The organism is Neolewinella persica DSM 23188, from assembly GCF_000373105.1.
Lineage (GTDB): Bacteria > Bacteroidota > Bacteroidia > Chitinophagales > Saprospiraceae > Neolewinella > Neolewinella persica.
In genome coordinates this window covers 123,785-136,785 of the sequence record NZ_KB890497.1, presented here as the reverse complement: position 1 = coordinate 136,785, position 13,001 = coordinate 123,785, and the positions used below count along the sequence as shown (strand labels likewise).

12 protein-coding genes are annotated in these 13,001 nt (G+C 51.8%); 9 read left to right on the top strand and 3 right to left on the bottom strand.

Going from position 1 to position 13,001, the window contains the following annotated elements; all coding sequences use genetic code 11:
* Positions 1-31: 31 nt before the first annotated feature.
* Entirely contained in the window at positions 32-709 is a 678-nt protein-coding gene (locus tag B036_RS0127245; RefSeq protein ID WP_026232404.1) for a hypothetical protein, read from the bottom strand.
* 378 nt (positions 710-1,087) lie between these two features.
* On the opposite strand from B036_RS0127245, the gene B036_RS0127240 reads away from it, so the two are divergent.
* Together B036_RS0127240 and B036_RS0127235 are read left to right on the top strand one after the other, a co-directional pair.
* Entirely contained in the window at positions 1,088-1,597 is a 510-nt protein-coding gene (locus B036_RS0127240; protein WP_020571898.1) for a VOC family protein, read from the top strand.
* Between the two features lie 196 nt (positions 1,598-1,793).
* On the top strand, positions 1,794-2,711 hold the full coding sequence (locus tag B036_RS0127235) for an MBL fold metallo-hydrolase (RefSeq protein WP_020571897.1): 918 nt from the start codon (positions 1,794-1,796) through the stop codon (positions 2,709-2,711).
* A gap of 190 nt (positions 2,712-2,901) precedes the next feature.
* On the opposite strand, the gene B036_RS0127230 is transcribed toward B036_RS0127235, so the two are convergent.
* Positions 2,902-3,606 (bottom strand): SDR family oxidoreductase, encoded by a 705-nt coding sequence (locus B036_RS0127230; protein ID WP_026232403.1) that lies wholly within the window; start codon positions 3,604-3,606, stop codon positions 2,902-2,904.
* 147 nt (positions 3,607-3,753) lie between these two features.
* Here B036_RS0127230 and B036_RS0127225 point away from each other — a divergent pair, with 147 nt between their 5' ends.
* The 5 genes from B036_RS0127225 to B036_RS0127205 all read left to right on the top strand — a co-directional run bounded on the left by B036_RS0127225 (position 3,754) and on the right by B036_RS0127205 (position 9,531).
* Positions 3,754-4,554 (top strand): polysaccharide deacetylase family protein, encoded by an 801-nt coding sequence (locus B036_RS0127225; protein WP_044103902.1) that lies wholly within the window; start codon positions 3,754-3,756, stop codon positions 4,552-4,554.
* Between the two features lie 348 nt (positions 4,555-4,902).
* A complete protein-coding gene (locus B036_RS31405; RefSeq protein WP_020571893.1) occupies positions 4,903-5,739 on the top strand; it encodes an aminotransferase class IV in 837 nt (278 codons plus the stop codon).
* A gap of 66 nt (positions 5,740-5,805) precedes the next feature.
* Complete coding sequence (locus B036_RS0127215) at positions 5,806-7,167, top strand: peptidoglycan-binding domain-containing protein (RefSeq protein WP_020571892.1); 1,362 nt, start codon at positions 5,806-5,808, stop codon at positions 7,165-7,167.
* 18 nt (positions 7,168-7,185) lie between these two features.
* On the top strand, positions 7,186-7,563 hold the full coding sequence (locus B036_RS0127210) for a hypothetical protein (protein WP_020571891.1): 378 nt from the start codon (positions 7,186-7,188) through the stop codon (positions 7,561-7,563).
* Positions 7,564-7,569: 6 nt separating this feature from the next.
* Entirely contained in the window at positions 7,570-9,531 is a 1,962-nt protein-coding gene (locus tag B036_RS0127205) for a hypothetical protein (RefSeq protein ID WP_020571890.1), read from the top strand.
* A gap of 131 nt (positions 9,532-9,662) precedes the next feature.
* Here B036_RS0127205 and dnaK read toward each other — a convergent pair whose 3' ends face one another.
* Entirely contained in the window at positions 9,663-11,576 is a 1,914-nt protein-coding gene (gene dnaK, locus B036_RS0127200) for a molecular chaperone DnaK (protein ID WP_020571889.1), read from the bottom strand.
* A gap of 465 nt (positions 11,577-12,041) precedes the next feature.
* On the opposite strand from dnaK, the gene B036_RS0127195 reads away from it, so the two are divergent.
* Positions 12,042-12,233: a hypothetical protein gene (locus B036_RS0127195; protein WP_026232401.1), complete on the top strand. Its 192-nt coding sequence runs from the start codon at positions 12,042-12,044 to the stop codon at positions 12,231-12,233.
* A 137-nt stretch (positions 12,234-12,370) separates the two neighbouring features.
* Positions 12,371-12,832, top strand: a complete 462-nt coding sequence (locus B036_RS0127190; protein ID WP_020571887.1) for a hypothetical protein — start codon at positions 12,371-12,373, stop codon at positions 12,830-12,832.
* Positions 12,833-13,001: the final 169 nt, after the last annotated feature.

Here is a 13,001-nt window from a genome sequence, read left to right as displayed (position 1 = left end):
TTCGCGGTAATCAGGAATCACCATTTAATAATCAGGAATTACTCGTCAACAACTCCCCCAGCACATCCCGCGCTTCCCCAACCTCGCGGCTGTAGCCAAAAACAAAGAAACCGCGCAGTTCTTCTGCCATTAGCTCCAGAACCTGACGTACCTGACCTTCCGGAGGCCGCCCGCCGTAAGAAGCCCGGACCGATCGCAAATAAGCCACTAAAGGCCAGTACACCACCCCATCATAACCCTGTGGGGAAGTAAAATAAAACGCCTCCCCGATCCGGCGTAAACCGTCCTCATTGGCCCAGGGCCGGTAAGCCAACAACTGGCGCAGCAAATCCGACACCATGGTGTAAAACTGAAAATCGACCCGGTCCCGTTCCCGGTTCAGCTGGCTGATGATGTACAAGGTCAGGTTTTCGAGTTCCGTCCGGGGCAGATGCGTCAGGGCCAGGACTAACTCCGGTACGTCCTCGATCCGGCCACCCGCAAAGCGATGTGGAAACCGATCCAGGTAAGCCTGAAACAGTCGATCGTAAAGCCGGAAGCCAACTTCGTCGGCGTCGATGTAAAAGACATAGCCTGCTTCCCGGGATGGCCGCCAAAACATCAAGCGCTGCCCAATGGCGGAAGCACGGTTGATTTGGCAACTTAGGTAGGCCGCCAAACGAGTCGTCGGCAAAGAAGCAGAAGGGCGTAACGCAGTACTTTCAGACATAATAACGGGTGTTTGATGTTGTTGTAAAGATACGAAATTTAAAACAAAATAACACCAAATAAGGTGCTTAATTTGTCACAATGAACTATTTGATTACACATTTTGTCTTGCCCAAATTTTCCGTACGGATGACAAATTGCCCCCCGATGCTAACTCAGGAGCCGTTGGACGCAGTTTTTGCCGACTGCGTCAGGTAAAAACGATCCATCCGACAGCGAACAATGGCCCGGGCGGTCGTCCGACCAATTCTTTTAGCCTGGCGTAGCCGGATAAAAGTTGGTCTGACGACTTAGACTTGTGTAATTTGTTCTACACACGTATCTCCTCCAAGCTAGCCCAACTATTCAATCAAGCGTACCTTACATCACATCACATCCCATGCCACTGCCCTCGCCCACTCCCTTCCTTCACCAGCTATTTACGTTCTTAGAGCCATCACCGGGTGCACTCGACCATCTAGTGCTCGACCACATCTGCTACCGGGTCGCTACCGTATCCGTCTATGAGGATTTACGAAGCTCCTTATTAAAGGATAACAGGCTCTTGGTAGAAAGCCCGATCAACGGCCGACGGATCGCCACCTTCCGGATGGCCACGCCTTTTCGGTTTAAGCAGCGCGAGATCTGGCTATTAGAACTACCAGAGCCTAAACCGGGCAGTCCCTACCCCGAAGGTTATGAACACGCTGAATTCGTCACCGACCGTCCGCTGCCACAATTTGAGACCTGGCTGGTGGAGCATCTTGGCGTTACCGAAGATGAACTTGACCGAAAAGGACTAACTAAGCCCCTTAACGCCGACCTGCGCCTACGTTTACCCGCTGGCCTAAGCGTGAAATTTCACGAGTTACCCCTCGACCGGGTCATTGAAATTGAGCTGGCAGGATGATGTTTAAAGGAATATACCAGTGGCTGACAACTACTGAGGTGCTGTAAAAAACGCACCGCGTTTTCAAAAGCCCTCTCCCTTTGGATAAGGTTAGGAGAGGGTTTCCTGGGGAACCTCACAATATCTCCACCACATTAAACCTTACATCCAAAGATTATTATCTTGCCACCCCTTATATTCAAACCCCACATCCCACATGAAACGCCGTAACTTCCTGGCCACCACTACCGTAGCCGCACTGACAGCCTCCCCGATTGCCAATCTCTTCGCCCGGGGCTATCGCCCCGCAGACGACGGAAAATTCACCCTTCTACGGGGTAACGTAGGTTATTACACCAATCGTGGTGGCACCATTGGCGTCTACCTGCCGGGCGGAATGCCCGAGGGCGGTGTCATCGTAGACACCCAATTCCCTGAGTCCGCCGGAGCACTGCTGGCCGACCTCAAAGCCAAAGGAAAGCTGGCCCAGCTGGCCGTGCTGGCCAACACCCACCACCACGGAGATCATACCGGCGGTAACGGCGTTTTTGCGGAGATGGCCAGTACCCATGTAGCACACGCACGGGCCAAAAAGAACTTAATGGATAACCTGGCCGAAAACGATAAAGCAGGCACGGTTCCGCTCCCTTCTACTGTCTTCGAATCAGGCTGGTCCACCAACCTTCCCGACGGCAAAGAAACCATCAGCCTCCGTCACTTTGGTGAAGCGCATACCGGCGGCGACGCCGTCGTTCACTTCGAGAATGCTAACGTGGCCCACCTCGGCGACTTACTGTTCAACCGGCGCTTCCCCTACATTGACCCCAAGGCTGGCGGCGACATTCGCAATTGGGCTTCGGTCATGAAAAAGATCCGGAAGTCCTACGATAAAGACACCCTCTACATCTTCGGCCATGCCGCCGATGAATACCCGGTGGTGGGTACCTCCAGCGACATCAAGGCATTTGAACTCTATTTGAAGTCCCTGCAGAAATACGTCAAAAAAGAAAAGAAAAAAGGCACCAGCCTGGACGACCTGAAGGCAAAGACAATCATCATTCCGGGAGCTCCGGAATGGAAGTTTGGGGAACGACTTCGCGACGTCAACTTGTCTTCCATGTGGGAACTTGTTTAGGCGAAAAGTCACTACGCTCTTTTCTTGCAGACGGCCGCTTCGCGACCTTTTAGACAGCACTTCGTGCCTTGTAGACGCTTCGCTTGTAGGCTGCCGCAGTTGGCTGCTCGCTACGCTCGACTGATCACCGAACGCTTCCTTAATGTAAATCTTATTGCCTTAGTGACCTTAATGGTTACTCCAAAACAGCCTACCAAGAAATAGCCACGCCGTCCCGGAAAAACCCGCCACTAGGCCCATCATCCGGCAACAAAGCCGCCCAGAGAATGCTGCTGGCACCTTCGGTCACGTCACGTGGCGCTTCGGGGCCACCCATGGCCGTACGGACCCAGCCAGGGCATACGGAATTAACCTTGACGTTGGTGCCTTCCAGGTCAGCTGCTAATTTGAGCGTAAGCATGTTCAGCGCCGTTTTAGACATGGAATAGGCGGGGGTTCCTGGCCAGGAATCAGCAAAAGAACCGGAGCTGCTCGAGACGTTGACAATACGTCCCCCTTTGCTTTTTTTCAACATCGGCATCAATGCCTTACTGACACGCCAGGGGCCGATGGCGTTGACGCGCAGGGCTTCTTCGACGATGGCGAAGTCGGCGTTTAGGGTACTCTGAAAGGTGTCATAATGGATTCCTGCGTTATTTATCAGGACGTCGAGTTGAGGGTAGTTTTCGTTGAGGTATTCGGCGAGTTCGGCGATGCTTTGTCCGTCGGCCACATCGAGTTGATGGAAGACGACATCGAGACCTTGGTCCCGAAAAGCCTGCGCGACCTCCCGCCCGCTTTCAGAACGGCTGGTGAGAATGACCTTAAAGCCTTTCCCGGCAAGTTGACGGGTGCTTTCTTTGCCTAGGCCGCGGTTGGCGCCGGTTACTAAAGCTATTTTTTGGGTATCGGGCATATTTATTTTTTTTAGCGTTCTGTTTTCAGGGCGGGGTCGCAGGTGCAGCGGCTGGTTGAAGGCAAAGTACTGACCATGAGCAGCAGACCTGAGACAGAAATCAGGAAACAGCCAAAGAGCCATGTAACACAACGCTACCTTTGCTTTATGAAGCTTAGACCAACATCAATACTAGCCATAACCATACCGGCACTGCTCTGGTTGACCTTCGCCTGCTCCTCCGTCCGATCTTTGCATCCTGCGGCCGCGCCCACCCCCTACGTCATATTAAAACTGGACGATGCCTGGTTTGAAAACGACTTAGTCCACCCCGGCTGGACACAAGTCTTAGACTACCTCAACGCGAAAAACATTGTGGCCACCATCGGCATCGTCGGCGAACGCATGCAGGATGGCTCCCCCGACTACTACGCCTGGCTACAAGCGCAGGACGCACGCGGCCACGAGGTATGGAATCATGGCTGGTGCCACTGCAAACCCGTGGTGGAAGGCCAGGAAGTTCGGGAATTTCTCGGGACCAGCTACACCCACCAACTTCGGAGCCTGCAAAAAACACAAGCCCTCCTACTCGACAAAACAGGCCTGCGAATGACCACCTTCGGTGCCCCCTACAACGCCGTTGACACCAATACCGCCCGTGCGCTGGCTGAGCTGCCGGAGCTGACCGAATGGCTGTACGCACCCAATAACATCGTTACCACCAAAGCGAGATACCCCCGGATTCCGGCCTTAAACCTGGAACAGCCCGTACACGTCCCGAACCCCGACAGCCTGATCGCTGCCTGGGAACAATATCAGCACGAGCCACTGATTGTGCTCCAGGGACACCCCCGCAGCTGGGTCGCGGATGCCTCCAGAATGGAAGACTTTAAACGGATCATTCAGTTCCTGGAAGCTAAAAAGGTTCGGTTCATCACGCCCCGGCAGTACCGGGAACTGATGCGCTAAAGCGTAGATGAAACCTTCATGAGGTCACGGCGGGATTGAATCAACTTGCCCCGGATGAGGCGGAACGCCAAAATCCGGGGTAAAAGAAGGGGCATTAGTTTGGCGACACGATGCGCCGTTACGGTCATATCTCTTGTCTTCCTCCTGGTAAAAGTCCGCTTCGCGACCTTTCTCCCGGGGTGAATATAATTAGACCACTCCGTGGTCACTTGTTCACCCATAATTCCCGGAAACCTCTAATAGCAACTGCCGAAGAAAGCAACCTATAGCGCTGACGCCTTATAGGCAACTTCCAAAGTTGTGTAACCCTTGAAATTTCCTACCTTTCGCCATCAACACACTAGCACCATGCTCCCCATCGTCTACCTCAACGGCCAGTACCTTCCTAAAGAAAAGGCCGCACTCAACGTCGCCGACCTCGCGATCCTGCGCGGCTTTGGCATTTTCGATTACTTCCGGTACGCCGACGGCCAGCCCCGCTTCATCGAAGATCACCTCGACCGCTTTTTACGCAGTGCCAAACTGCTGGCGCTTGACATGCCCGTCAGCCGCGAAGACCTTCGGAAAACCGTCCGGCAACTGATCCAGCGCAATGGCGGTGGAGATGGCGGCATCCGCTTTGTGCTCACCGGCGGCTACGCGCCGGATGGCTACACCCCCACCAACCCCAACCTGGTGGGGATGGCCTACCCGTTCAAGGGCCACTCTGCCGAGGAGTACGAGCGCGGCATGAAAGTTCATCTGCATCACTACGAGCGCCAGTTTCCTGAAGTGAAATCCATTGACTACCTGGAAGGTATTCGTATACAGCCAATGCTAAAAGCCAAGGGTGCCGACTACGCCCTGTACGTCGACCGTGACGCAAACGTCCGCGAGAGCGACCGATCTAACTTTATGATCGTCAAGGACGGCACCCTAATCACACCGGGGGAGAACATTTTACGTGGCATCACCCGCCTTCACCTATTGAAATTAGCTGGCCAACTCGGTATTCCGGTCGAAGAGCGCGTAGTCTCCGTCGCCGAGTTGAAGGCTGCAGACGAGGCAATTATCTGCAGCTCCATGAAGGGGGCCATGCCGATTACTTTTGTGGATGGACAAACTGTGGGAGCTGGCAGACCAGGTGGCGTTACACAAAAAATCATGTCAGCCTGGCCAGAATACATTCGGACGGCAAATATTTAAACTGCCATCAAGTATCATTTAAAAGACTACCTTATTGCCACACTGTAAAATACCCATAGAAAAATAATGGCCAATCTTCAATTAGGTACTATCGACGCCAACTCTTCATTTTCTGAAGTTGCGCTCAAAAGCTATATGGCTTCATACGGATTTTCGAACTATGGTCCTAAAGCCCTCATAAATTCAAGATTACTTGCAGACGATAGGAATTCTAATAACCGTTGGATCAAAACTCTTACAAAGAATAAGAATAATGAGGTAGTTAAATTAACCCAATTCCTCAAAAAGGCAGGCTTCATGCCAAATGCCAGCCATGACGGTTTTTTTGGCTACGTAACCCAGGCAGCAGTACGGCTGTTTCAGGAGTACGTACGAACGAGGGACCCTGATTATGACCCCGGAAAAGGAATTTCCTATCCCGATGGGATCGTAGGTCCTACAACCTGGAAAAACATCGCTCGCTGGGAAAAGCTGTGGGAAGAAGAAACAAAGGATAAAAAGACGCACAAAGCAAAACAGGCTGATTGGGCCAACCTTCCTAAGGAGAAGGAAGAAGCCGTTCTTGCTAAAACGTGGCGGGACCGCTTCAAAAAAACAGTAAAGCACCTTAAGAAAAACCCTGGTGCTCTTGAAGCCGCAAACAGGCGATTCAAGGGTAAAACAGATAGCTTACTACCCGAAGACTGGAAGTTCCCAAAGGACCAGCCGCTGTTGTTCGGAATCAGGAGATTTGCCAATGAAGACAACCACGAAATAGTTGAAGTAAAGAAGAACAATAAGATAAAAAAAGAAAAAAGAAGACCAGTTGACGATCTCTTTGTCCTCTTAGTCAATGGCCACAGCTTTATATTTTATGGTTCTACTGACTCTTCCGTACATATGGCTAAAAAAGAGCAGGAAGCCTACCTCATCAATGGTCAGCACCTTTACCAGTTTAGCTGGCATATGTTGTCAAGTTCATCTAAGACGTACCGCGCATTTCGCCCCGCCGAGCATGGCGTTATGATTATCCGGGACACCTCTGGCGCCGATGCGCTCACGGAAGAGAATATTAAAGCAGGCCCCGATCAGTCGGCCAACACAACGATCAACATTCACTGGTCAGGCTTGGGGCTGAGTAATTGGTCTGCAGGTTGTCAGGTTATTGCAGGAAGCAGCTACCTTGACAGCTCAGAGAGCCTCCAAAAGTGTAATTCCTTCGCAGCAAAAAAAACCAGTCTCCTTGGCACAAGTACTAAACCTAAGGGCGGATTACGAACCAAGGGCGCTTACAATATGCTGATGGATCTTATCTTGGTTTACGGTCGGAACTCCAGATGGAGCCCTTGCCTGCCGCTTCGCTACACCTTATTCTCCGCAGATGACATGGTCGCTGCCGAGGCTATTTCGTACCAAAAGATTGCCGGCCTCCGTAAAAAATTAAAATAACCATTAACCCATACTACTATGTCATTTATTTCCGATCTCATCACCCTCGACGTTATAACCGTCACGGGAGATATGACCATCATCACCAAGAAAAAAGACAGTGGCGACTCGAGTAATAAGAAGCCTGACTTTATCATTGATTTCAAACAACTTTTTGGCCGCGAAGGCGGTAAGACAACCATCAACGGAAACTTACGGGTTATTGCCGCTACCCACGTTGAAGTGGATAAGGACACCCTAACCTTTGTCGCCTCTGACCTCAATGAAAATGAGCGGGAGTTGTTGGATATGCACCTCAAAACGGTTGCTGCAGCGGGGGAAGCCCGCGCCAACATCGTTGCCCGCCTCAAGCCTTTATTCAAGCGGGAGGGAAAGTTACCGGGGGCAATCGAATAAGCCTCGATGGCCTCATCCACAGTCAAAGCCTTCGTCTCCTCGTGCCAAGCCTTCTCCGACGGCTCCTCGGGCGATAAAGATATTGCCACCTTACAGAAGGTAGCTGAACGGCAAATGCCGCTGCAGTACAGTATGCCCTTTCCTGAACCAGAGGTAAGCCAGGTTGCTGCCGACCGGAAGGAAGATGCCCGAAACCTACGTGCGATTTGGCACGAGCTGGTGCAACACCTTCGTGACCTTCGGTACCTCAGTGAAGCGCAGTTCATTTTTTACCATAAACACAAAAAAAACATACTAACCGATCCCCGGCTGCAGGACCCGGTAGTGGGAGGTGTACGCCACTATTTGGCGGAAGAGAAACAGTGGCCGGAGCTGAAACACATCCTCCCCCCCGGAGGTACTGTTGACCGACTTTTCTTACAAGCCCATCTAGCCACTATCGTCGACCGTATCGGCTTTCACACTTGTTGGGATGGTGCCGGAATTGTACCCGATAAATATAAAATTGGCGAACAATCGGTTTTTAGTCGCGCGCTTAGTTATCGGTTGCGTACCCTTTCTTCGTCCCAATTCGATCTTGGGCCATTATCTGACTATTATAGCGGGGAGAACCTTGATGTGCTGAATACAATGTTCGAGGAAGGTTTTAACGTGACAGGAAAAGCCAGAGAGCAAAGTATTCCGCGTGGCTTCTGGACTAAAATGACAAGTATAGACGCCCTCCTGGTCTCTTACGTCAACAATACCGAACAACGCAAAAAGAACCCTCCCCTACGGTATCAGTTAGTTCCTCCTGAAGCCGACACCTTCGTCTTACTGGAAAAGTTGACGCCTAAAGATTTCAGAAACGAAAAAGCCACTAAAGTATCTAATAAGTACTACCACATCCCAACGGTAAACAGGATCAGAAGAGGCGCGCGCAAGAAAAATCATCGGCCAGATAATGGCCTGGACATCCGGCTATTGCAAATCAAGCTCTGGCAAACAGGCTACTATACAGGAACAATTGATGAAAAGTGGGAGGCCCTTTCCCACGTTGCATTGAAACACTTCCTCATGGACGAGGCGGACTTCACTGCCGAAGCCATTGACCCTGCACCTAAAGACCCCGATAAGTTTGAAAAATTCCTGAAGAAAAAACAGCCGGAAACCGCCCGAAAAGTACGTTCCTTATTAGTTAAAATTAATGATGACAACGAGGTATACGCCGCAGATTTCATCGCAATCATTCAGGTTTTCACTAATAGAATTGCGTCGAGGGAAAGAGAAATGGTCAAGAGTACAAACCTGGACGATGAGGAGGATATGCTGCAAAAACTCCCCGCCAAAGCGGGTATCAGCAACGAAGCTTTCGACAGCCACATCCTGGGGGAAACCGGTGTAGGTGAACTCTTCCCCGACAATACCCTTCATACCAAACGCCGGGTATCCTTTTTCCGTAAGGTCGGCGGCTTTATCGTCGGTGGTCTTGAAAAAGTCGTTGACTGGCTAAAGAAAAGTATTAAGGTAATTGGTGAGGCACTGAGCAAGTTACTAGGCCCCGTTTTCACTTTCATCAAAAAGATGTTGCGCCCGATTCGCAATGCCATTGACCGATTTTTCCAGGGCTTCAAGTACCTTTCGCATTTCGTCTTTGGCCGTCCGCTGGTCACTGAAACGGCTCCGGCTACGGCCACGGAACCACCCCGCATTTTTGCTACCAAATTCCAGCTTGATTTCGATGCCATCAATTACGTTCCTGCTGGCTTTGGTCCCGAAGAACCTGGACAACACGCTTCCCATATCAAACGTATGCAGGAAGATATGTTATACTTTATCGACAGCGCCCTCTGGATCATCAGGGCCATTGGAAAGTTAACAAGCCCGGGGGGCTGGGTCTGGCTTGGGTGGCAGATTATGAAAAGTATTGTTAAAGGGGTACCGGTGTTGAATGAACTCTGGCAGAATAAGGATGTGGTAGTAGCGTAGTGCAAAAGAAAAAGCCCGCCAACACTAAGTGTCAACGGGCCTTCCCATTTTACGTTCCGGCAAAGCCGGACGGATATCAGCTAATCGTTCAGTTCAACAGGCCAATAGTCTAATGAACCGATAGACCAACTTTACTTCCCATCCACTTCCTCAAACTCAACGTCCTGCACATCATCGGCAGCACCTTCGCCTGAGCCTCCGGCGGCGTCAGTACCGGCGGTAGCATCGGCACCACCAGCTTCCTGCTGAGCCTGGTAGATGTCCTGGCTGGCAGCATTCCATGCAGCCGTCAGGGTTTCAGTTGCAGCGTCAACCTTGGCCAGGTCTTCGGATTTGTGTGCGTCGCGAAGTTCCGTCAGGCTGGCTTCGATGGCAGCTTTCTTCTCCTCCGGGATTTTTTCACCGAATTCCTTCAGTTGTTTCTCCGTTTGGAAAACAAGTTGGTCTGCGGCATTGAGCTTCTCCACACGCTCCTTAGCTTCCGCATCAGCATCAGCGTTGGCTTCGGCTTCTGCCTTCATCCGTGCGATATCCTCTTCACTGAGACCGGTACCGGCTTCAATTTTGATGCTCGTTTCCTTACCGGTGCCTTTGTCCTTAGCGGATACCTCCAGCAGGCCATCGGCGTTCAGGTTAAAGGTTACTTCAATCTGAGGCGTGCCACGTGGCGCTGGTGGAATATCTCCGAGTACGAAGCGACCGATTGGCCGGTTGTCCTTACTCATCGAGCGTTCGCCCTGCAGGACGTGGATTTCCACGCTCGGCTGGTTATCCGCGGCCGTTGAGTAGACCTTAGACTTCTTAGAAGGAATGGTCGTATTGGCGTCGATCACTTTGTCGAACATACCGCCCATCACTTCGATACCGAGGCTCAGTGGCGTTACGTCCAGCAGGAGTACGTCTTTTACGTCACCGCTCAGGACACCACCCTGAATGGCAGCACCAATGGCTACTACTTCGTCGGGGTTTACGCCTTTGTTAGGCTTCTTACCAAAGAATTTCTCTACGGCTTCCTGGATCCGTGGGATACGGGTAGAACCGCCAACGAGGATCACTTCGTCGATATCGTCTTTGCTCAGTCCGGCGTCCTTCAGTGCCAGTTCACATGGCTTGAGGGTACGCTGTACCAGGTCGTCGGCCAGTTGTTCGAACTTCGCGCGGCTGATCTTAACGACAAGGTGCTTAGGCACACCATCTACCGCCGTGATGTAAGGAAGGTTAACCTCCGTTTCCGTGCTGGAAGAAAGCTCGATCTTAGCTTTTTCAGCGGCCTCTTTGAGGCGCTGCAGGGCCATCGGATCCTTCGTCAGGTCGATGTTTTCCTGATCCTTGAAGGTATTCGCCAAAAAGTCGATCAGCACCCGGTCAAAGTCATCACCACCGAGGTGCGTATCACCGTTCGTTGATTTTACTTCGAAGACACCGTCTCCAAGATCAAGGATAGAAATATCGAACGTACCACCACCGAGGTCATACACGACGATGGTCATGTCCTTACTCCGCTTGTCGAGGCCATAGGCCAGGGCAGCTGCGGTGGGTTCGTTGATGATCCGGCGGACTTTAAGGCCGGCAATTTCGCCGGCTTCCTTCGTCGCCTGACGCTGGGAGTCGTTGAAGTATGCAGGCACCGTTACTACGGCTTCCGTTACTTCAGTACCGAGGAAATCCTCAGCGGTTTTTTTCATTTTTTGCAGCACCATGGCGCTGATCTCTTGTGGCGTGTATAGACGGCCGTCAATGTCGACACGGGCAACGCCGTTGTCACCCTTCACGACTTTGTAGGCCACGCGGCTTACGTCGTTCTTGGATTCATCGAAGCGCATACCCATGAAGCGCTTAATAGAGGCTACAGTACGCGTCGGATTCGTGATTGCCTGACGTTTAGCGGGCTCGCCGATTTTGCGTTCGCCGCCGTCCAGAAAGGCTACGATGGAAGGGGTCGTGTTACGTCCTTCTTCGTTGTAGATCACAGTGGGCTCGTTGCCCTCCATCACCGCCACGCACGAGTTGGTTGTACCGAGGTCGATACCAATAATCTTGCTCATACGATTGTATATTTTATGGTTGTAAGTTGAAAATCTTGTCGGCCATTACAGGCAATGTCCGTGCCGCATGCCAAAGACAGGGAGGCGGGTGTCAGTTTTTCCGTCGGTCCTTGGTATGAATGCCAGGACTGTCATTTTTTATGACTGAGTTGCGACATTATGGCAGGTCGCGGGCGATTCGTAAGGCTTTCCGGGCGGGGACGCGGGTGCAAGGGGAAGGATTAAGTAGCAAAAGGGTTAAGACCGCTCGTCCGCCGAGGCGGCCCACAGGGCCTGACTCGTCGGCCGAGAGGGCGTAGATGGTCGGAATCTCTCGGCGGACGAGTCAGCTCCTGCGTCGCGCCTCGGCCGACGAGCGCTTCCTCGAAAGCCTCCTGATTTGAAATTCTAACCACCCTACATCCGATACATCTTTTGCTGACGCAGTCGCAAAAGTTTCGCTTCGCGTCTACTACGTGGTATCGGATGCATAAAATGCTGGCGGGCACGCAATTCGACACATCGGATGAACTTCCACCCGGCTACGCCAGGCTGGAAGATGCATCCGATGAGCAAATCGCTCTAAACCACTTCGGACCAGCACCTTTCTCTCTGCGCCCCAAAACCCTTCCCCTGCACCTGCGGCCCCGCCTGAAAAGTGAGTGGGAGAATAATTGAATGTGTGAATAACTACCGCCACGACTACGCACTTCGCTGTGCTACTTCGGCCCAGGTGAGCAAGTACAGTGCCGCAAACGGTACTTGCGGCAGCCATTCTCTTATTCTCTACCTTGCGCCGCCCCAACAACTCCAATATGGCCACCCCCCTACAACTAAAAAAAGCCCTACTAACCCATTGCCAAACCCAAACGGACGAACGGATTACCGGCATCACCGACGCGCTGGCCGGCATCGAAACCGCCCGAAACGGAGAAACCAAGTCGAGTGCCGGCGATAAATTCGAGACGGGGCGCGCCATGATGCAGATGGAAGAAGCCAAACTGCAAGGTCAGCTGGCTGAGGTCCTTAAGGTCCGCCAGGTCCTCGATCAAATCAAACCAGAAACCTCCTCCGGACGCATTTCTGCCGGTAGTCTGGTAGCCACCAACCGGGGCAACTACTTGGTCGCCATTGGCCTGGGCAAAGTCAAACTGGAGGGAAGAATTTTCTTCTGTACCTCTTTGAACGCCCCCATCGGCAAAGCACTGCACGGCCGGGAAACCGGAGACACCTTTACTTTCAACGAACTCGATTTTGAAGTGCTGGGAATCGTATGACGGTTGATTCAGAATACTTATTGACTGCTCAAATCAAAGTAATGCACTAAAAGAGGAATTCTCCCAATTTTATTTACTGGTCATCAATTCAACACTGACCGAGATCAAATAAAGTAAAAGCCTCCTAAAGACTCAAGTTGTGCAACCTGTTGTACACACCAGCCGATGT

Excerpts from the sequence above, each read along its gene's own strand:
- B036_RS0127245 (WP_026232404.1), bottom strand. The coding sequence starts at position 709 with ATGTCTGAAAGTACTGCGTTACGCCCTTCTGCTTCTTTGCCGACGACT.
- B036_RS0127240 (WP_020571898.1), top strand. The coding sequence starts at position 1,088 with ATGCCACTGCCCTCGCCCACTCCCTTCCTTCACCAGCTATTTACGTTC.
- B036_RS0127235 (WP_020571897.1), top strand. The coding sequence starts at position 1,794 with ATGAAACGCCGTAACTTCCTGGCCACCACTACCGTAGCCGCACTGACA.
- B036_RS0127230 (WP_026232403.1), bottom strand. The coding sequence starts at position 3,606 with ATGCCCGATACCCAAAAAATAGCTTTAGTAACCGGCGCCAACCGCGGC.
- B036_RS0127225 (WP_044103902.1), top strand. The coding sequence starts at position 3,754 with ATGAAGCTTAGACCAACATCAATACTAGCCATAACCATACCGGCACTG.
- B036_RS31405 (WP_020571893.1), top strand. The coding sequence starts at position 4,903 with ATGCTCCCCATCGTCTACCTCAACGGCCAGTACCTTCCTAAAGAAAAG.
- B036_RS0127215 (WP_020571892.1), top strand. The coding sequence starts at position 5,806 with ATGGCCAATCTTCAATTAGGTACTATCGACGCCAACTCTTCATTTTCT.
- B036_RS0127210 (WP_020571891.1), top strand. The coding sequence starts at position 7,186 with ATGTCATTTATTTCCGATCTCATCACCCTCGACGTTATAACCGTCACG.
- B036_RS0127205 (WP_020571890.1), top strand. The coding sequence starts at position 7,570 with ATGGCCTCATCCACAGTCAAAGCCTTCGTCTCCTCGTGCCAAGCCTTC.
- dnaK (WP_020571889.1), bottom strand. The coding sequence starts at position 11,576 with ATGAGCAAGATTATTGGTATCGACCTCGGTACAACCAACTCGTGCGTG.
- B036_RS0127195 (WP_026232401.1), top strand. The coding sequence starts at position 12,042 with ATGCATAAAATGCTGGCGGGCACGCAATTCGACACATCGGATGAACTT.
- B036_RS0127190 (WP_020571887.1), top strand. The coding sequence starts at position 12,371 with ATGGCCACCCCCCTACAACTAAAAAAAGCCCTACTAACCCATTGCCAA.